Raw genomic sequence first — 18,669 nt, 5'->3', positions numbered from 1 at the left:
TGTCTTTCTCTCGTGTGGTTATTGGGCGGCCGAACCGGACACCGCGGAGGCCGGCACCGCGACCGGTGCGGGCGCCGCCGGTGCAGCCGAGGCGCCGGATGCCGGCTTCGCGCCACCCGCGTCGGCTGCCTTGCTGTACAGGAACTGGCCGATCAGGTTCTCGAGCACGATCGCCGACTGCGTCATCGTGATCGTATCGCCCGCCTTCAGCATTTCGGTGTCGCCGCCCGGATCGAGGCCGATGTACTGCTCGCCGAGCAGGCCCGACGTCAGGATCTTCGCGGACGAATCCTTCGGGAACGGATACTGGCCGTCGATATCGATCGTCACCAGCGCCTGGTAGGTGTTGGGATCGAAGCCGATCGCCTTCACGCGACCGACCACGACACCCGCGCTCTTCACGGCCGCGCGCGCCTTCAGCCCGCCGATGTTGTCGAATTTCATCCTCACCGAGTAGGTCGGCTGAAACGAAAGCGAGCTCATGTTGCCGACCTTGAGCGCCAGGAACAGCACCGCAAGGAAGCCCACCACCACGAACAGGCCGACCCAGAAGTCGAGAGCAGTCTTTTTCATCGTCATCCCAAAATTTGGCTTGGCTGAGGCTTAGCTGAACATCAGCGCGGTCAGCAGGAAATCGAGGCCGAGTACGGCGAGCGACGCGAACACGACCGTCTTGGTCGTCGCGCGCGACACGCCCTCGGGCGTGGGCTTCGCTTCATACCCTTGAAACAGCGCAATGAAGGTCACGGCGAACCCGAACACGATGCTCTTGATCACGCCGTTGCCGACGTCGGCCCATACCTGGACCCCGCCCTGCATCTGCGACCAGAACGCGCCCGGATCGACGCCGATCAGCACGACCCCGACGAAATAGCCGCCGAGCACGCCGACCGCGTTGAAGATCGCGGCGAGCAGCGGCATCGCGATGATCCCGGCCCACAGGCGCGGCGCGATCACCGTCTTGACCGGGTCGACGGCCATCATCTCGAGCGCGGTGAGCTGCTCGCCGGCCTTCATCAGGCCGATCTCGGCCGTCAGCGACGTGCCGGCGCGGCCCGCGAACAGCAGCGCGGTCACGACCGGGCCGAGCTCGCGCACGAGCGACAGCGCGACCAGCAGGCCGAGCGCCTGCTCGGACCCGTAGCGATTCAGCGTGTAGTAGCCCTGCAGGCCGAGCACGAAGCCGACGAACAGGCCCGACACGGCGATGATCACGAACGAATAGTTGCCGAGGAAGTGGATCTGCTTCGTGACCAGCCGCGGCCGGCGCAACAGCGGGAAGAATTCCAGCACGAGGCGCACGAACAGCCGCGTGCCGTAGCCCGCGCGCTCGAGGCCGCCGATGACGTAACGTCCGATCGCGCTGATCATGCGCGCCCTCCGCCGAGCCCGAAATCCGCTGCCAGCGGCGGGCTCGTGTAATGAAATTTGAACGGGCCGTCCGGCGCGCCGTCGATGAACTGGCGCACGCTCGGGTCGGTCGATGCGCGCAGCTCGTCGGGCGTACCCTGCGCGAGCACGCCGCCGTTGGCCAGAAAATACACGTAGTCGGCGATCGCGAACGATTCCGGCACGTCGTGCGTGACGAGGATCGACGTCGCGCCGAGCGCCTCGTTCAGCGTGCGGATCAGGTTCGCGGTGATGCCGAGCGAGATCGGATCGAGGCCGGCGAACGGTTCGTCGTACATGATGAGCTGCGGGTCGAGCGCGATCGCGCGCGCGAGCGCGATGCGGCGCGCCATCCCGCCCGACACCTCGGACGGCATCAGGTCGCGCGCGCCGCGCAGGCCGACCGCGTTGAGCTTCATCAGCACCAGATCGCGGATCAGGTCGTCGGGCAGGTCGGTGTGTTCGCGCAGCGCGAACGCGACGTTCTCGAACACGGACATGTCGGTAAACAGCGCGCCGAACTGGAACAGCATGCCCATCTTGCGGCGCAGCGCGTACAGGCCGTCGCGCGTCTGCGCGCCGACGTCGGCGCCGTCGAACAGCACCTGGCCGCGGCGTGCACGCACCAGCCCGCCGATCAGGCGCAGCACGGTCGTCTTGCCGCAACCCGACCCGCCCATGACGGCGACGACCTGGCCGCGCCCGAAGCGCATGTTCAGGTTCGACAGGACGAGGCGGTCGCCGTAGCCAAAGTCGACGTCGCGAAGTTCCAGCAGGGTCTCGGTAGGAGTGGGGCTCACGGAGCTGACAGTCCTTTTACGCAGAACGCCGAATTATAGGGCCTGCATTGGAATGATGTCGTGACGCCGTTCCGGGCCCTGCGGTCAATGATTGTCAAATTGTCGGGCAAAACATTGTTGCAATGCAACAATCGCCGCCCGGTAATCGATCGCGCCCGTTACCGCACTGACGACCGCAACGCTGCCGACGCCCGTCGCCAGCACGTCCGGCAACGCGTCGATCCCCACGCCGCCGATCGCGACGAGCGGCGCCCGCGCCCCCGCGAAGCGCGCATAGCGGGCAATCCTCGCCAGGCCCTGCGGCGGCGCCGCGACTGCCTTGGTCGCGGTCGCGTAGACGGGACCGAGCGCCAGATAGCTCGGGCGCTCGTGCAAGGCCCGCAACATCTCGTAATAACCGTGGCTCGACAGCCCGAGCCGCAGGCCGGCGCGCGCGATCGCGGCCAGATCGGCCGTTTCCAGATCCTCCTGGCCCAGATGTACGCCGTACGCACCCTCTTCTACTGCGATCTGCCAGTGATCGTTGATGAACACACGCGCATCGGGATAGCGGCGCCCTGCCGCGACCGCGCGCGCGATTTCACGGCGCAATGCGTCCGGCTCCGCGCCTTTCACGCGCAGCTGCACGGTCCGCGCGCCGCAATCCAGCACGCGCTCGACCCATTCGGCATCCGGGACGACCGGATACAGGCCCAGTTGCGCGGGGCACGGCGGGAATGCCGGCTCCGGTGCGGCGGCCAGGCCGGCGACACGCGGAAACCGTGCCGCGTCGACCGGCCACGCATCGGCATCGCGCGTTTCGTCGCCGTCGCGCCACGCCAGCGCGAGCACCAGCGCGTCGATCGGCGCGAAACCGCAGTCCAGGAACGCGGCGAGCGCCGCGATCCAGTCGTCGGCGAGCGGACGCGCGGCTTCCAGCGCGTGGCGCACGCCCGCGGCATGCAGCACGGCGCCGCGCTCGTCGAACTCGATCGCGACCGCATCCGGCGATGCGGGGCGCGATGCGGCCGACGCGCGCGCCTGCGCGGCACGGTCGCCGGCCGACACGATCAGCACGTCGCCGTCGGCCGGCACGTCGGGCGCCACGACGCAGAGCCGCCACGGCGTCGTGCCGGCCGGCCAGTCGCCGAGGCGCGCGCGAATCCGCTCGGCCGCTTCGGCCAGCTCGTCGGCCGGCGGCCAGAAGGCATCGGCGAAGCGCGCGCTCATGCGCCGCCCCCGTCCTGGTGCCAGAACGGCATCCCGACGACCGGCGTGCTCGCATGCGCGGTCTCGCGCGCATCCATCGGCCCGGCGAGGTAGGCCGCACGGCCGGCCTCGACGCCCTGCGCGAACGCGCGCGCCATGATCTCCGGGTGCGTGGCCTGCGACACGGCCGTGTTCAGCAGCACGCCGTCGAAACCCCACTCCATCACCTGGCACGCGTGCGACGGCACCCCGAGCCCCGCGTCGACGATCAGCGGCACGTCCGGCAGCCGCTCGCGCAACACGCGCAGCCCGTACGGGTTCACGACGCCCTTGCCGGTGCCGATCGGCGCGCCCCACGGCATCAGCGCCTCGCAACCGACGTCGAGCAGGCGCCGGCCGATCACGAGATCCTCGGTGCAGTAAGGCAGCACCTTGAAGCCGTCCTTGACCAGTTGCGCGGCCGCCTCGATCAGCCCGACCGGGTCGGGCTGCAGCGTGTAGTCGTCGCCGATCAGCTCGAGCTTGATCCAGTCGGTGTCGAACACCTCGCGCGCCATGTGCGCGGTCGTCACCGCCTCGGCGACGGTCTGGCAGCCGGCCGTGTTCGGCAGCAGCGGCACCGCGTGACGCTTGAGCAGGTCGAAAAAGCCGGCCTCGGCGGTGCCGCCGGTCATCTGGCGGCGCAGCGCGACCGTCACCATCCCGGGGCGCGACGCGGCGATCGAGTCGGACAGCGACTGCAGCGACGGATAGCGCGACGTGCCGAGCAGCACGCGGCTTGCGAAGGTTTCGCCGTACAGCGTCAGCGCGTCGGCGGAAGTGAGGGACGTCATGTCGTTTTCCTGGAAGAGCGGGGGCGAACCGGCGGCGCTCAGCCGCCCGCGACGGGGTGCACCACGTCGAGCTTGTCGCCCGTCGCGAGCGCGCGCGCCGCATGCTGCGTGCGCGCGACGAAATTGCCGTTCAGCGCGACCGCGTACGGCGGACGCGCGCCGTACGCGGCGAGCGCGTCGGCCACCGTCGCGCCGTCGGGCAGCGTCAGCGTCTGTTGGTTGATCTGGATATCCATGAGGCTTGATCGAATTCGGTCGGCGGCGCGCATCAGGCCGGCTGGCGCGCGTCGTCGCGGTGATGAAGGAGCGTCGGCCAGCGCGCGGCATCGCGCCACGCGGCGAACGCGTCGGCATCGGCGAACGTGCCGCCGAGCGCGGCGTGCGCGAACGCGACCGCCGCATGCGCGACTTCCGGCGCGATCATGAAGCCGTGCCGGTACAGGCCGTTGACGGCGAGCGTCGTCGCGCCGTCCCAGATCACCGCCGGGCGATGGTCGGGCAGCGTCGGGCGGCACTGCGCGTTGAGTTCGAGGATGCGCGCCTCGCCGAATGCCGGATGCACGGAGAACGCCGCGCTCAGCAGTTCGAGCGCCGAGCGCACGCTGACGGGCGACATGTCCTCGCCCTCCACCTCGGTTGCGCCGATCACGTACAGGTCGTCCTGTTTCGGCGCGATGTACAGCGGATAGCGCGGATGCAGCAGCCGCACGGGCCGCGTGAGCCCGATGCCGGGCGCATGCACGCGCGCGACCTCGCCGCGGATGCCGCGCAGCGCGGGCAGCGCGGATTTCGCGCCGAGCCCGCGGCAATCGATCGTGAAATGCGCGTCGGGCCGGTTCGCGTCGTCGATCGTCGCGTGCCAGTGCAGCTCGACGCCGCGTTGCGCGAGGCCCGCCGCGAGCGCGCGCAGCGCCTGCCGGTTGTCGAGTTGCCCTTCGCGCGGCAGCATCAGGCCGCGCGCGAAGCGGCCCGCGAGCGCGGGCTCGGCCGCGTCGACCTGGCCACCGGCCAGCGCGACGAAGCCGCCGTCGAACAGCTCGGCCGGCGCGTTCGCGCGCACGCGCCGCTCGAACAACGGCGCCTCGGCACGATCCGCGTGATGCCAGACGACGAGCGTGCCGTGCTGCTGGAAGAACACCGGTTCGGGCAGTTCCGCGAGCCATTGCGGCCAGCGCGCGAGCGATGCGGCGCCGAGCTCGGTGATCAGCAGCTCGGCACTCGCCGCCTCGGCGAGCGGCGCGAGCATCGCGGCCGCGACCCACGCGGCCGACTGCTCGCCGTCCGGGCCGCCGCGTTCGTACAGTGCGACGCGATGCCCGTCGCCCGCGAGCCGCCACGCGATCAGGCGGCCGACGAGGCCGCCGCCGAGTACCGCGAAATCCGGCCGGGAAGCATGGAGGTTCATCGCGCCCCCTCCCCGCGAACCAGGCGGGCGCATGCGACGGACGTCGACGCGCGCACACGGTCCCGTGCAGACGCACGCGACAGCGGATCGGGAACAGCGCAAAAGACTGAAGATTGAGCGGTCATCATTCCTTCCGTAACGCGCGACGCGCGTACCCAAAAGGACGAAACCGGCAGCAAAGGCCGGCCGGGCGGGACTCGGGCGCTGACCATGTGGGATGGCGGCCAGCGCGGCCCGGCGGGATCAGAAACTTCCCTCGCCGGTATTACCCGGATCGGGTGCGAAGGGTCTTTCTCAGCCTCGCCGCGTTGCCCGGAACTGTCCGTCGGCCGCGCTCGAAGCACCCCTGTTTCGTCGTCGGCCATTAGACCATAAAAGCGGAAAGCGCCGCAAACTGTCCCCTTGCGGCAAATTCGCCGTCGCGCCGCGCCGCTCTGGCACAATGCCCGCAGGCCGGCCGCGCGAGCGGTCGGTTGCCGCGTCACCGCCGGCCTTAAGTGCCGTTTAAGACGCGCGGGCCACCATCCGGACGCCCGCCGTCAGTCGGCACCTCGTCCCGGCATGCCGTATCGCGGCGCGCGTCCGGCCCCGCCCGGCCCGCGCGCCGGCTACTCATCAGGAAGCACATGACCCAATCGATCGATCCCGTCCGCTCCGCCTCCGACGCGCCGCAGGACGAGCGCCCGGTATCCGCATGGAGCCTCATCAAGCCCTACTGGGTGTCGTCCGAATGGAAAGTCGCGTGGGGGCTGCTGGTCACGATCATCGCGATCAACCTCTGCGTGGTCTGGATCAACGTCAAGCTGAACAAGTGGAACGCGCAGTTCTACAACGCGCTGCAGTCGAAGGACGTCCACGATTTCCCGAACCTGCTGATGCAGTTCTCCGCGCTCGCGTTCGGCTTCATCATCCTTGCGGTGTACGGCCGCTACCTGCGCCAGATGCTCGGGTTCCGCTGGCGCCAGTGGCTGACCGACCGGTTTCTCGGCCAATGGCTCGGCGATCGCGCGTTCTACCGGATCGAACGCGACCGCCTCGCCGACAACCCCGACCAGCGGATCACCGACGACCTCCAGTCGTTCGCGACGACGACGCTCGCGCTGTCGCTCGACCTGCTGTCGACGGTCGTCACGCTCGTGTCGTTCATCACGATCCTGTGGTCGCTTGCCGGCGCGCTGACGCTCGCGCTCGGCGCGACGCCGATCACGATCCCCGGCTACATGGTGTGGGCGGCCGCGCTGTACGCGGTGGTCGGCTCGCTGATCATCCAGAAGGTCGGTCACCCGCTCGTGTCGATCAACTACCAGCAGCAGCGCGTCGAGGCCGACTTCCGCTTCGGGCTGATCCGCGTGCGCGAGAACGCCGAGCAGATCGCGTTCTACGACGGCGAGAAAACCGAGACCGCCAACGCGCAGAGCCTGTTCACGCGCATTCGCGACAACTGGTGGCGCGTGATGAAGTACACGAAGCGCCTCACGTTCGTGCTGAGCTTCTACGGGCAGATCGCGATCATCTTCCCGCTCGTCGTCGCGGCGCCGCGCTATTTCGCCGGCGCGTTCTCGTTCGGCGTGCTGATGCAGATCTCGTCCGCGTTCGGCACCGTCAGCGATTCGTTCTCGTGGTTCATCAACAGTTACTCGACCCTCGTCGAATGGCGCGCCACCGTCAACCGTCTGCGTGAATTCAAGCGCGTGATGGGCACGTCGCACCTGAAGGAAAGCCTGTCGCCCGCGACCGAGCACGGCGGCATCAACCTGCACTACGTCGATGCCGCGAAGCTGTCGACGTCGTCGCTGAAGCTCGCGCTGCCGAACGGCAACGCGCTCGCGAACATCGGCAACGTGACGATCGAACCCGGCTCGCGCTGGCTCGTGATCGGCAAGTCGGGTTCCGGCAAGAGCACGTTCATGCGCGCGCTCGCGGGCCTCTGGCCGTTCGGCGACGGCGCGATCGACGCGCCGGTCGGCGCGCGGATGATGTTCGTGCCGCAGACAAGTTACCTGCCGATCGGCACGCTGAAAGCAGCGCTCACGTATCCGGCCGCGCCCGACACGTTCGCCGACGACGCGTGCCGCGACGCGCTGCGCGCGTGCCGCCTCGAAGACTACGTCGAGCGCCTCGGCGAGACCGGCCACTGGACGCGCGTGCTGTCGCCGGGCGAACAGCAACGTCTCGCCGGCGCGCGCGTGCTGCTGCACAAGCCGGACTTCCTGTTCCTCGACGAAGCGACGAGCGCGCTCGACGCCGACAACGAAGCGCGGCTCTATCACCTGTTCGCCGAACGGCTGCCGAAGGCCGCGATCGTCAGCATCGCGCACCGCGAGTCGCTGGCCGCGTTCCACGTCGGCACGATCAACGTCGAACGCGTGAACGACAGCGACAAGGTCGCCGCGTAACCGAAACAGGAAGAAGGCCGGCGCATACCGCGCCGGCCTTCTTCTCTTCCTCGTCCCGCCGGCCTTCCCGCTACACCTGCCCGACCGGCACCGACACGATCGGCACATGCGACACGCCGTCGTGCGACAGCCGGCTTTCGAATAGCGTCAGCGCGGCGAAACGCAGCGCGCACGGCCGCCCGGTCGCGCCGCCGTGCGCAGGCTGCCCGTCCGCGTCGCGCGGCAGCCGCGCGAGCGTGACGTGCGGCCGGAACGGCCGGCGGTCGGCCGGCACGCCCAGTTCGCGCAGCAGCGAGGACAACTCGGCATTCAGCGCCGTACAGGCAGGATCGGGCGCGAGTTCCGCGACGATCAGCCTCGCGCGCGGCAGGCTCGGCCACCACGCGATCCGCTCGACCGGCTGCAACGGCAGCGCATGCGCGGCCGCGAGCGCCGGCAGGCGCGCGGCCAGCGCGTCGCAACGCGCGCGTTCGATCGCGCCGATGAACGCGAGCGTCACGTGCAGTTGCGCGGGCAACGTGCGCCGCGCGCCGCGGGTGACCGGCAGCGCATGCAGCGCGTCGCGCGATGCCGTGTCGGGCATCAGCGCGACGAACGCACGAAGCCGGTCGCCGTTCACGACTCGCGCACCGCCACGCGCGCTTCGGCCACCGCATCGGCCGACACCGGACGCTGCGGCAGCGGGCCGTGCTCGCCCCACACGTCGGCCGGCAGCACGCGCGCGAGCTCGGGAATCGTGTTGCGCGTGAACACCGGATCGGCAATGCCCTGCGCGCGCTGGCGGCGATAGTCGCGCCACGCGGCATGCGCATACTTGCCGAGCGCGAGGATCGCAACCAGGTTGATGATCGCCATCAGCCCCATGCTCGTATCGGCCATCGCCCACACGAGCGGCAGTTGCCCGACGCTGCCGAACATCACCATCCCGAGCACCGCGATGCGGAACAGCGGCAGCACGCCGCGCCGCTTCGTGATGAAATCGACGTTGCCTTCCGCGTATGCGTAATTGCCGATCACCGACGAGTACGCGAAGAAGAAGATCGCGACGGCCATGTAGATGCCGCCCCAGCCGCCGACGTGGCTCGCGATCGCGCGCTGCGTGAGCGCCGCGCCTTCCATGCCGGTGCCGAGTTCGTACTGGCCCGACAGCAGGATCACGAACGCGGTCGCGCTGCAGATCACGATCGTGTCGACGAACACGCCGAGCATCTGGATCAGCCCCTGCACGATCGGATGCCGCACGCTCGCGGTCGCGGCCGCGTTCGGCGCGCTGCCCATGCCGGCCTCGTTCGAGAACAGCCCGCGCTTCACGCCCATCGCGACCGCCTGGCTGACCGCATAGCCGGTCAGGCCGCCCGCCGCCTGCTCGAGCCCGAACGCGCTCTTCACGATCAGCGCGATCACGGCCGGCACCATCGCGATGTGGGTCGCGACCGCGTAGACCGCCAGCGCGAGGTAGCCGATCGCCATCACCGGCACGATCACCTGCGCGACCGACGCGATGCGGCGAATCCCGCCGAAGATGAGCGGCGCGGTGAGCAGCACGAGGCCGAGGCCGACCGTCTCGCGGCTCCAGCCGAACGACGTATGGAACGCGTCGGCGATCGCATTGGCCTGCACCGCGTTGAACACGAAACCGAACGCGAGGATCAGCGACAGCGAGAACAGCACGCCGAAGCCGCGCGAGCGCAGGCCCGTCTGGATGTAGTACGCGGGGCCGCCGCGATAGCTGCCGTCCGGATGCGACACCTTGAAGATCTGTGCGAGCGTCGCCTCGACGAACGCCGACGACATCCCGACAAGCGCCGTCATCCACATCCAGAAGATCGCGCCCGGCCCGCCGACCGTCAGCGCGACCGCGACACCGGCGATGTTGCCGGTGCCCACGCGGCTCGCGAGCCCGGTCGCGAACGCCTGGAACGACGAGATGCTGCCCGGCTCGCCCTTGCCGCCGACCAGTTTCATGCTGAGGAACAGCGCCTTCAGCTGGATCATCCGGAACCGCAACGTGAACCACGCGCCGGCGCCGAGCAGCAGCGCGATCAGCACGTAGTTCCACAGCACGCCGTTGACGGCGTCGATCAGCCCATGCACGAGTGCTTCCATCCAGAGTCCTTTCAAATGGGGTCGATCATGGTCGGCTGCGCGTGGCGCGCCGGAAGGACGACATGATATGACAATTCGCAAGAAATCTTACAAAACGAAAGGACTGTGGCGCGACGCTGGCCGGACTGCCAACGCTTCAAGATTATGCGACTCGCCACACGCAGAACCATATTCTGCGCAATGAACTTTGACGTTTGGAAACGTTGTTCGAACCGCCGAACGAGGAGGACATGTCTCGCGGAACTGCTTCGATTGGACGTTGCCGCGCCTCACGCTCGGCTCACAAGGGGGTTCCGCTCGAGGCTGGCGCGCGGATAAGAACCATACAAAATTCTTGCAGAACAATCCAAAAAGGCAAACGCTGTGTCTTTCGCAATACGAATCAATTACCGAAAGACAACCAAACGGGGTGTGAAATGCTCAAGCACGACACGCTGGCATCTGAAAATGTCATGAATGGCGACAACAAACGGCAACACCAGAACAGGCGCCGCTTCCTGATTGCTTCGACCGCGCTACCGCTCGGAACCTTGCTGAAACATACAACGAGCGCGGCGCAATCAAATGTCCTGCCACCGATTTCGGTTACCGCACCACGACCGCCTGATTTCAACTTTGGCGATTTCAAAATCAACTCGAACGAAATACCCGGCGCCAATATCGGGGCAGGAATACCACCCCCATCGGTCTGCTTCAATCAATATTGCGCGTCCAACTACATGCTCCTTTTTTGCGAACACGGGCAACATGGTTCGCGCGACCGAAATGTTCTTCAGGTATTTGCCGGCAATCGGACGCAACGACACAAACTTCTGGCGCAATCAGCTTGTGCTGGTCGGCGGATTCACGCCATGGCTGGCCATAGGCGGCTACAAGTATTTGCCCGGCGCCAACCAATATGGGTTTAATTTCGCACCCGGGCATTATGCAAACATTTCCGCATTATTTGGCATCTACGTCGGCCAACTGGACAAAGCCCTGCCCACATCGAAATTCGATTTTTATGGCAACCCACTGATGTTCATAGAGGCAGTCAATCACTGGATACACGGAAACGGAGTCCAACGATCCATCAACATCGAATCTCTAAACTTAAAAATGAATGTTAGCGATTTCGGAGAAATATCGCGAGCCATCGAAAACCAAGGATATGGCCCTGGCATTTATCCAATCGACAGCGGATTCAGCACCAACATCTTCAACCATGGAACTCAGGATCTGTGGAGCGCAACCGTCTTGGGACGAATATCCGGCCGAGTTCACGGAACATTGGAACTACTCGCCGACAACACATATCGATTCAACGGGTATTACACACTCAATCCAGACAGGTTTGATGCCGATCCATCAAATCGACCATTTCTTCAAGAGGCAGCCACCACGTTTCTGGCGAAACTCGGTTCGGTGCTAGGGCATACGGACTATCAGATAATCTTCACCGGCGAAAAGAATATCTCATTTTCTGGCCAAAGACCCGTGCGAAATGCCGAAATGCGCCCCCCGGAGGCCGTTCATAGGCCATCATTTGGCGGCTTGATGCGCCCCGGCCGCTTCTAGGATCGAGAATTCCTGTCGCGCGCGCAATCTCGACAACCAAACACACGCCGAATCCGATCATGCTTTCGACAGTCTTGTGCTTCGTGATGCGTTGGATCCTCTGGATTATCGCCGCCGCCATTGGCACGTTCGTATTGCTGTTCGTCGTCGTGGCGTTTTCTCGGTACGAGAGGACGGAAGGCAGTTGCCCCGATGCATCCATCGAGGTACTCCGCGGAAAGATCCTCGCATACATCGAAGACCAAGGGGTGCAGTCCAATCGCATCCAATTCGATGGTGCCCCGCGATATCACGCATGGAAACTCGGGGTCTGGGAATTCCCTCTGCTCGTCGACGGAACAAAGTACATCGCGATGATCGATTGCAACGAACAACTTGCAAGCTATTGGCGGGTCAAGGAATCACCGCACGCCCCCCCATCTCCTGGCAATTGATCGCACATCGGAACATAAAGCACTCGGCACGTTCGAAAAAAACGGCGCTTTGGCTCTATCGCGCGACCGATTGGACGGACAAATCGACATGGGGGCATCGAACGACGCTCGTTGACATACTCCAAACCGTCCTGACAATGTTTGTCGCCATGCGGCAGGCCCCGTCGCGACGCGATGATGGAGCATGATGGGCACACGATCGTCAACGGCTGCTACACAACAAAAAAACCGGGCGCCCTCTCGGACGCCCAGCCTTCATCGAAACCCGCTCGCGATGATACTCAGCGCGGCAGTTCCGAATGCCCCATCAGGTACGCGTCGACCGAGCGCGCGCACTGGCGGCCTTCGCGGATCGCCCACACGACGAGCGACTGGCCGCGACGCATGTCGCCTGCCGCAAACACCTTGTCGACCGACGTGTAGTACGAACGATCGCCTTCGGTCGCCGCACGCGCGTTGCCGCGTGCGTCCTTCGCGACGCCGAACGCCTCGAGCACGGTGGCTGCCGGCTGCGTGAAGCCCATCGCGAGCAGCACCAGGTCGGCCTTCATCTCGAACTCGGAGCCCGGCACTTCCTGCATCTTGCCGTCCTTCCACTCGACGCGCACCGCGATCAGCTTCTCGACCTTGCCGTTCTTGCCTTCGAGACGCTTGGTCGCGACCGCCCAGTCACGCTCGCAGCCTTCCTCGTGCGACGACGACGTGCGCAGCTTGATCGGCCAGTACGGCCACACGAGCGGCTTGTTTTCCTCTTCCGGCGGCTGCGGCAGCAGCTCGAACTGCGTGACCTGCTTCGCGCCGTGACGGTTCGACGTGCCGACGCAGTCCGAACCCGTATCGCCGCCGCCGATCACGATCACGTGCTTGCCCTTCGCGAGCAGCTGGTCGGCGAGCTTGTCGCCCGCGTTCACGCGGTTCTGCTGCGGCAGGAAGTCCATCGCGAAATGCACGCCCGCGAGTTCGCGGCCCGGCACCGGCAGGTCGCGCGGCGTTTCCGAACCGCCCGCGATCACGACCGCGTCGAATTCCTCCTTCAGCGTGTCCGGCGAAATGGTTTCCTTCGCGAGGCTGCCGATCGACTCGGGCAGCGGATCCTTGCCGATGAACACGCTGGTGCGGAACGTCACGCCTTCCGCTTCCATCTGGCGCATGCGGCGATCGATCAGCCACTTCTCGAGCTTGAAGTCGGGGATCCCGTAACGCAGCAGGCCGCCGACGCGATCGTTCTTCTCGAACACCGTCACGTCGTGGCCGGCACGCGCGAGCTGCTGCGCAGCGGCGAGGCCCGCGGGGCCAGAACCGACGACCGCGACTTTCTTGCCGGTCTTGTGTTCGGCCGGCAGCGGCTTCACCCAGCCTTCCGCCCAGGCCTTGTCGATGATCGCGTGCTCGATCGACTTGATGCCGACCGGATCGTTGTTGATCCCGAGCGTGCAGGCTGCCTCGCACGGCGCCGGGCAGATGCGGCCCGTGAACTCGGGGAAGTTGTTGGTCGAATGCAGGACTTCGATCGCCTGCTGCCAGTCCTGGCGGTAAACGAGATCGTTGAAGTCCGGAATGATGTTGTTGACCGGGCAGCCGTTGTTGCAGAACGGGATGCCACAGTCCATGCAGCGTGCGCCCTGGACCTTCGCGTCCGCGTCGGTCAGCGCCGCGACGAATTCCTTGTAGTGCTTCACGCGCGTGAGCGGTGCTTCGTACGCCTCGTGGCGGCGTTCGAACTCCAGAAAACCGGTTGCCTTGCCCATAAGGTGCTCTTCTGTTCGGTGTATCGGGTGGGGGAGCCGCGCGCGGCCGTCAGGCGCGCGCGGCATTCGCTATGTCGTTCGTCGCTCAGGCGGCCAGCACTTCCTTCGCCGCCTTCTTCGCACCGATCTCGCCCAGCGCGCGCTTGTATTCGTGCGGGAACACCTTCACGAACTGGCGGCGCGCCGCGTCCCAGTTTTCCAGCAGCGACTTCGCGCGCGGCGAACCCGTGAACTGGAAATGACGCTCGACGAGCCCCTTGAGCAGCGCTTCGTCCGTCGTGCCCGCATGCCAGAGCGCGCGGTCGACCGTGCGCTCCTGCTCGGCCTGCTGCAGCACCGGCTCGAGCGCGACCATCGACTTGTTGCACTTCGCCGCGAACGTGCCTTCCGGATCGTAGATGTACGCGAGACCGCCCGACATGCCGGCCGCGAAGTTGCGCCCGGTTTCGCCGAGCACGACGACCGTGCCGCCCGTCATGTATTCGCAACCGTGGTCGCCCGTGCCTTCGACGACCGCCGTCGCGCCCGAGTTACGCACGCAGAAGCGTTCGCCCGCGACGCCGCGGAAGAACGATTCGCCTTCGATCGCGCCGTACATCACCGTGTTGCCGCAGATGATGTTTTCCTCGGACTTGCCGCGGAAGTCGTTGGTCGGACGGATGATGATCCGGCCGCCCGACAGGCCCTTGCCGACGTAGTCGTTGCCGTCGCCGACGAGGTCGAGCGTCACGCCCTTCGCGAGGAACGCGCCGAAGCTCTGGCCGGCCGTGCCCTTCAGCTGGATGTGCACCGCGTCGTCGGCCAGGCCTTCGTGGCCGTGCTTCTTCGCGATCACGCCCGACAGCATCGCGCCGACCGTCCGGTTCACGTTGCGCACCGGCTGGATGAACGACACATGCTCGCCGTTCTCGATCGCGGCCTTCGCCTTCTCGATCAGCACGTGGTCGAGCGCGCGCTCGAGGCCGTGATCCTGCACGTCGACGTGACGCGGCGCGACGTCCTCGCACTCTTCCGGCTGGTAGAACACGCGCGAGAAGTCGAGGCCCTTCGCCTTCCAGTGCTCGATGCCCTTGCGCGTATCGAGCAGGTCGGCACGGCCGATCAGGTCGTCGAACTTCGCGACGCCGAGCTGCGCCATGATCTCGCGCACTTCCTCGGCGACGAAGAAGAAGTAGTTCACGACGTGCTCGGGCTGGCCCTTGAACTTCGCACGCAGCACCGGATCCTGCGTCGCGACGCCGACCGGGCACGTGTTCAGGTGGCACTTGCGCATCATGATGCAGCCTTCGACGACGAGCGGTGCCGTCGCGAAGCCGAATTCGTCCGCGCCGAGCAGTGCGCCGATCACGACGTCGCGGCCCGTCTTCATCTGGCCGTCGGCCTGCACGCGGATGCGGCCGCGCAGGCGGTTCAGCACCAGCGTCTGCTGCGTTTCGGCGAGGCCGAGTTCCCACGGCGTGCCCGCATGCTTGACCGACGACAGCGGCGACGCGCCCGTGCCGCCGTCATGACCGGCGATCACGACGTGGTCGGCCTTCGCCTTCGCGACACCGGCCGCGACCGTGCCGACGCCGACTTCCGACACCAGCTTCACCGAGATGCTCGAGCTCGGGTTCACGTTCTTCAGGTCGTGGATCAGCTGCGCCAGATCCTCGATCGAGTAGATGTCGTGGTGCGGCGGCGGCGAGATCAGGCCGACGCCCGGCACCGAGTAACGCAGCTTGCCGATGTATTCGGACACCTTGTGGCCCGGCAGCTGGCCGCCTTCGCCCGGCTTCGCGCCCTGCGCCATCTTGATCTGGATCTGGTCGGCCGATGCCAGGTACTCGGCGGTGACGCCGAAGCGGCCCGACGCGACCTGCTTGATCTTCGAGCGGAGCGAATCGCCATCCTTCAGCGGAATGTCGCTGACGATCTCGTCGCCGATCACCGACTTCAGCGTCTCGCCCGACTTGATCGGAATGCCGCGCAGTTCGTTGCGGTAGCGCTTCTCGTCCTCGCCGCCTTCGCCGGTGTTCGACTTGCCGCCGATCCGGTTCATCGCGATCGCGAGCGTCGCGTGCGCTTCCGTGCTGATCGAACCGAGCGACATCGCGCCCGTCGCGAAGCGCTTCACGATGTCCTTCGCCGGTTCGACGTTTTCGATCGGGATCGCCTTGGTCGGCTCGACCTTGAACTCGAACAGGCCGCGGAACGTCATGTGACGCTTGGTCTGGTCGTTGATCAGGTGCGCGTATTCCTTGTACGTCTGGTACGAGTTGCTGCGCGTCGCGTGCTGGAGCTTCGCGATCGAGTCCGGCGTCCACATGTGGTCTTCGCCGCGCACGCGATACGCGTATTCGCCACCCGCGTCGAGCATGTCGCGCAGGACCGGGTTGTCGCCGAACGCATCGCGGTGCAGGCGGATCGCTTCTTCCGCGACTTCGAACAGGCCGATACCGCCGACCTTCGAGGCCGTGCCCTTGAAGTACTTCTCGACGAGGTCGCTCGACAGGCCGAGCGCTTCGAAGATCTGCGCGCCCGTGTACGACATGTACGTCGAGATGCCCATCTTCGACATCACCTTCTGCAGGCCCTTGCCGACCGCCTTCGTGAAGTTGTAGACGGCCTTCTCCGGCGACAGGTCGCCCGACAGGCCTTCGGCCATCTTCGCGAGCGTTTCCATCGCGAGGTACGGGTGCACGGCTTCCGCGCCGTAGCCCGCGAGCAGCGCGAAGTGGTGCGTCTCGCGTGCGGAGCCCGTCTCGACGACGAGGCCCGTGCTCGTGCGCAGCCCTTGCTGGACGAGATGCGAGTGGATCGCCGACGTGGCGAGCAGCGCCGGGATCGCGACGTGCTCGGCGTCCGTCTTGCGGTCCGACACGATCAGCATGTTGTAGCCCGACTTGACCGCGTCGACGGCTTCCGCGCACAGCGACGCGAGGCGCGCCTCGATGCCTTCCTTGCCCCACGCGACCGGGTAGCAGATGTTCAGTTCGTACGCGCTGAACTTGCCGCCCGTGTACTGGTCGATCGCGCGGATCTTCGCGATGTCCTTGAAGTCGAGCACCGGCTGCGACACTTCGAGACGCATCGGCGGGTTGATGTTGTTCGTGTCGAGCAGGTTCGGCTTCGGGCCGATGAACGACACGAGCGACATCACCATGTTCTCGCGGATCGGGTCGATCGGCGGGTTCGTGACCTGCGCGAACAGCTGCTTGAAGTAGTGATAGAGCGTCTTGTTCTTGTTCGACATCACCGCGAGCGGCGAGTCGTTGCCCATCGAACCGACGGCCTCTTCGCCCTGCTGCGCCATCGGCGCCATCAGGAACTTCAGGTCTTCCTGCGTATAGCCGAACGCCTGCTGGCGGTCGAGCAGCGCGGCGCCCTGCGTGCGGCCGGCCGCGACGTCCTCGGCCTTCGGCTCGATCTCGTCGAGCTTGATGCGCACGGCGTCGATCCAGCTCTTGTACGGCTTCGCGTTCGCGAGGTTGTCCTTGAGCTCCTTGTCGTCGATGATGCGGCCGTGTTCCATGTCGATCAGGAACATCTTGCCCGGCTGCAGGCGCCACTTCTTGACGATCTTCGATTCGGGGATCTGCAGCGTGCCGGCTTCCGACGCCATGATGACGAGGTCGTCGTCGGTCACGATGTAGCGCGCCGGGCGCAGGCCGTTACGGTCGAGCGTCGCGCCGATCTGGCGGCCGTCGGTAAACGCGATCGCGGCGGGGCCGTCCCACGGCTCCATCATCGCGGCGTGGTATTCGTAGAACGCGCGGCGGTTCTCGTCCATCAGCGTGTGCTGTTCCCAGGCTTCCGGGATCATCATCATCACCGCGTGCACGAGCGGGTAGCCGGCCATCACCAGCAGTTCGAGACAGTTGTCGAACGATGCGGTGTCCGATTGGCCCGGGTAGATCAGCGGCCACAGCTTCGGCAGGTCGTCGCCGAGCACGTGCGACGCGATCGCGCCGGTACGCGCGTTCAGCCAGTTCACGTTGCCCTTCACGGTGTTGATCTCGCCGTTGTGCGCGATCATCCGGTACGGGTGCGCCAGCTCCCAGGCCGGGAACGTGTTGGTCGAGAAGCGCTGGTGCACGAGCGCGAGCGCCGACACGACGCGCGCGTCCTGCAGGTCGCGGTAGTACACGCCGACCTGGCCCGCCAGCAGCAGCCCCTTGTAGACGATCGTGCGCGCCGACATCGACGGCACGAAGTATTCCTTGCCGTGCTTGAGCTTCAGCGCCTGGATGCGGTGGCTCGCGGTCTTGCGGATCACGTACAGCTTCCGCTCGAGCGCGTCCGTCACCATGATGTCCTTGCCGCGGCCGATGAAGATCTGGCGGATCAGCGGCTCGCTCGCCTTGACCGTCGGCGAGATCGGCATCGTATGGTCGACCGGCACGTCGCGCCAGCCGAGCACGACCTGCCCTTCTGCCCGCACCGTCCGCTCGAGCTCCTGCTCGCACGCGAGACGCGATGCATTTTCCTTCGGCAGGAAGATCATGCCGACCCCATATTCGCCGGCCGGCGGCAGCGTCACGCCCTGCTTCGACATTTCCTCGCGATAGAACGCGTCCGGAATCTGGATCAGGATGCCGGCGCCGTCGCCCATCAGCGGATCGGCACCGACCGCACCGCGGTGATCGAGGTTCTCGAGGATCTTCAGACCCTGCTGAATGATCTCGTGGCTCTTCTTGCCCTTGATGTGAGCGACGAAGCCGACGCCGCAGGCGTCGTGTTCGTTTTGCGGGTCGTACAGACCTTGTGCGGCGGGCACCGCGGCGAGCGGCTGCTGGTGGTCGTTCATGGGGACACCGTCGTAAAGGGGCCT

At 66.2% G+C, this 18,669-nt stretch carries 15 protein-coding genes and 1 riboswitch; of the genes, 3 read left to right on the top strand and 12 right to left on the bottom strand.

The annotated features are described in order from the left end of the window. Positions 1 to 18 precede the first annotated feature (18 nt). From mlaD to DIE02_RS15785, 7 genes are all read right to left on the bottom strand, one after another. Positions 19 to 579 carry an outer membrane lipid asymmetry maintenance protein MlaD gene (gene mlaD / locus DIE02_RS15815; RefSeq protein ID WP_124487854.1) on the bottom strand — a complete coding sequence of 187 codons (561 nt, stop codon included), beginning with the start codon at positions 577 to 579 and terminating at the stop codon, positions 19 to 21. A 24-nt stretch (positions 580 to 603) separates the two neighbouring features. Further along, complete coding sequence (mlaE, locus tag DIE02_RS15810) at positions 604 to 1,371, bottom strand: lipid asymmetry maintenance ABC transporter permease subunit MlaE (RefSeq protein WP_006762098.1); 768 nt, start codon at positions 1,369 to 1,371, stop codon at positions 604 to 606. Next, positions 1,368 to 2,189 carry an ABC transporter ATP-binding protein gene (locus DIE02_RS15805; RefSeq protein ID WP_044845966.1) on the bottom strand — a complete coding sequence of 274 codons (822 nt, stop codon included), beginning with the start codon at positions 2,187 to 2,189 and terminating at the stop codon, positions 1,368 to 1,370. The genes mlaE and DIE02_RS15805 overlap by 4 nt, the downstream gene beginning before the upstream one ends. Before the next feature lie 84 nt (positions 2,190 to 2,273). Next, entirely contained in the window at positions 2,274 to 3,398 is a 1,125-nt protein-coding gene (gene thiE, locus DIE02_RS15800) for a thiamine phosphate synthase (RefSeq protein ID WP_124487853.1), read from the bottom strand. Next, positions 3,395 to 4,210 carry a thiazole synthase gene (locus tag DIE02_RS15795; protein ID WP_039322226.1) on the bottom strand — a complete coding sequence of 272 codons (816 nt, stop codon included), beginning with the start codon at positions 4,208 to 4,210 and terminating at the stop codon, positions 3,395 to 3,397. The genes thiE and DIE02_RS15795 overlap by 4 nt, the downstream gene beginning before the upstream one ends. 38 nt (positions 4,211 to 4,248) lie before the next feature. Continuing rightward, positions 4,249 to 4,446 (bottom strand): sulfur carrier protein ThiS, encoded by a 198-nt coding sequence (thiS, locus tag DIE02_RS15790; protein WP_014898319.1) that lies wholly within the window; start codon positions 4,444 to 4,446, stop codon positions 4,249 to 4,251. A 32-nt stretch (positions 4,447 to 4,478) separates the two neighbouring features. After that, a complete protein-coding gene (locus DIE02_RS15785; RefSeq protein WP_124487852.1) occupies positions 4,479 to 5,615 on the bottom strand; it encodes an FAD-dependent oxidoreductase in 1,137 nt (378 codons plus the stop codon). 234 nt (positions 5,616 to 5,849) lie between these two features. Continuing rightward, positions 5,850 to 5,973: riboswitch (TPP riboswitch) on the bottom strand. Positions 5,974 to 6,241: 268 nt separating this feature from the next. Between DIE02_RS15785 and DIE02_RS15780 the strand changes: the two genes are divergently transcribed. After that, positions 6,242 to 8,011 (top strand): ABC transporter ATP-binding protein/permease, encoded by a 1,770-nt coding sequence (locus DIE02_RS15780; RefSeq protein ID WP_124487851.1) that lies wholly within the window; start codon positions 6,242 to 6,244, stop codon positions 8,009 to 8,011. A 70-nt stretch (positions 8,012 to 8,081) separates the two neighbouring features. Here DIE02_RS15780 and thpR read toward each other — a convergent pair whose 3' ends face one another. The 3 genes from thpR to DIE02_RS36015 form a co-directional block, all read right to left on the bottom strand. Continuing rightward, positions 8,082 to 8,630, bottom strand: coding sequence for an RNA 2',3'-cyclic phosphodiesterase (thpR, locus tag DIE02_RS15775; protein ID WP_124487850.1), 549 nt, complete (start codon positions 8,628 to 8,630; stop codon positions 8,082 to 8,084). After that, positions 8,627 to 10,117: a sodium:alanine symporter family protein gene (locus DIE02_RS15770; protein ID WP_124487849.1), complete on the bottom strand. Its 1,491-nt coding sequence runs from the start codon at positions 10,115 to 10,117 to the stop codon at positions 8,627 to 8,629. The genes thpR and DIE02_RS15770 overlap by 4 nt, the downstream gene beginning before the upstream one ends. Before the next feature lie 382 nt (positions 10,118 to 10,499). Then, positions 10,500 to 10,814: a hypothetical protein gene (locus DIE02_RS36015; protein ID WP_260427308.1), complete on the bottom strand. Its 315-nt coding sequence runs from the start codon at positions 10,812 to 10,814 to the stop codon at positions 10,500 to 10,502. A gap of 50 nt (positions 10,815 to 10,864) precedes the next feature. On the opposite strand from DIE02_RS36015, the gene DIE02_RS15765 reads away from it, so the two are divergent. Both DIE02_RS15765 and DIE02_RS15760 read left to right on the top strand, forming a co-directional pair. Continuing rightward, a complete protein-coding gene (locus DIE02_RS15765; protein ID WP_260427307.1) occupies positions 10,865 to 11,674 on the top strand; it encodes a lipid II-degrading bacteriocin in 810 nt (269 codons plus the stop codon). A gap of 59 nt (positions 11,675 to 11,733) precedes the next feature. Further along, positions 11,734 to 12,108, top strand: a complete 375-nt coding sequence (locus DIE02_RS15760; RefSeq protein ID WP_124487848.1) for a hypothetical protein — start codon at positions 11,734 to 11,736, stop codon at positions 12,106 to 12,108. Positions 12,109 to 12,389: 281 nt separating this feature from the next. Here the strand turns inward: DIE02_RS15760 and DIE02_RS15755 are convergent, their stop codons facing one another. Together DIE02_RS15755 and DIE02_RS15750 are read right to left on the bottom strand one after the other, a co-directional pair. Continuing rightward, positions 12,390 to 13,856, bottom strand: coding sequence for a glutamate synthase subunit beta (locus DIE02_RS15755; protein ID WP_044845973.1), 1,467 nt, complete (start codon positions 13,854 to 13,856; stop codon positions 12,390 to 12,392). Positions 13,857 to 13,941: 85 nt separating this feature from the next. Continuing rightward, complete coding sequence (locus DIE02_RS15750) at positions 13,942 to 18,645, bottom strand: glutamate synthase-related protein (RefSeq protein WP_044845974.1); 4,704 nt, start codon at positions 18,643 to 18,645, stop codon at positions 13,942 to 13,944. Between the last annotated feature and the right edge of the window lie 24 nt (positions 18,646 to 18,669).

This window comes from Burkholderia sp. Bp8991 (genome assembly GCF_003853795.1).
GTDB lineage: Bacteria > Pseudomonadota > Gammaproteobacteria > Burkholderiales > Burkholderiaceae > Burkholderia.
Note: the sequence above shows the minus strand (reverse complement) of the source record. Positions and strands in the feature narration are given on the sequence as shown.

Coding starts and splice junctions, on each gene's coding strand:
- DIE02_RS15760 (WP_124487848.1), top strand. CDS start 11,734: ATGCTTTCGACAGTCTTGTGCTTCGTGATGCGTTGGATCCTCTGGATT.
- DIE02_RS15750 (WP_044845974.1), bottom strand. CDS start 18,645: ATGAACGACCACCAGCAGCCGCTCGCCGCGGTGCCCGCCGCACAAGGT.
- thiE (WP_124487853.1), bottom strand. CDS start 3,398: ATGAGCGCGCGCTTCGCCGATGCCTTCTGGCCGCCGGCCGACGAGCTG.
- mlaD (WP_124487854.1), bottom strand. CDS start 579: ATGACGATGAAAAAGACTGCTCTCGACTTCTGGGTCGGCCTGTTCGTG.
- DIE02_RS15785 (WP_124487852.1), bottom strand. CDS start 5,615: ATGAACCTCCATGCTTCCCGGCCGGATTTCGCGGTACTCGGCGGCGGC.
- DIE02_RS15770 (WP_124487849.1), bottom strand. CDS start 10,117: ATGGAAGCACTCGTGCATGGGCTGATCGACGCCGTCAACGGCGTGCTG.
- DIE02_RS15755 (WP_044845973.1), bottom strand. CDS start 13,856: ATGGGCAAGGCAACCGGTTTTCTGGAGTTCGAACGCCGCCACGAGGCG.
- DIE02_RS15795 (WP_039322226.1), bottom strand. CDS start 4,210: ATGACGTCCCTCACTTCCGCCGACGCGCTGACGCTGTACGGCGAAACC.
- mlaE (WP_006762098.1), bottom strand. CDS start 1,371: ATGATCAGCGCGATCGGACGTTACGTCATCGGCGGCCTCGAGCGCGCG.
- thiS (WP_014898319.1), bottom strand. CDS start 4,446: ATGGATATCCAGATCAACCAACAGACGCTGACGCTGCCCGACGGCGCG.
- DIE02_RS15765 (WP_260427307.1), top strand. CDS start 10,865: ATGGTTCGCGCGACCGAAATGTTCTTCAGGTATTTGCCGGCAATCGGA.
- DIE02_RS15780 (WP_124487851.1), top strand. CDS start 6,242: ATGACCCAATCGATCGATCCCGTCCGCTCCGCCTCCGACGCGCCGCAG.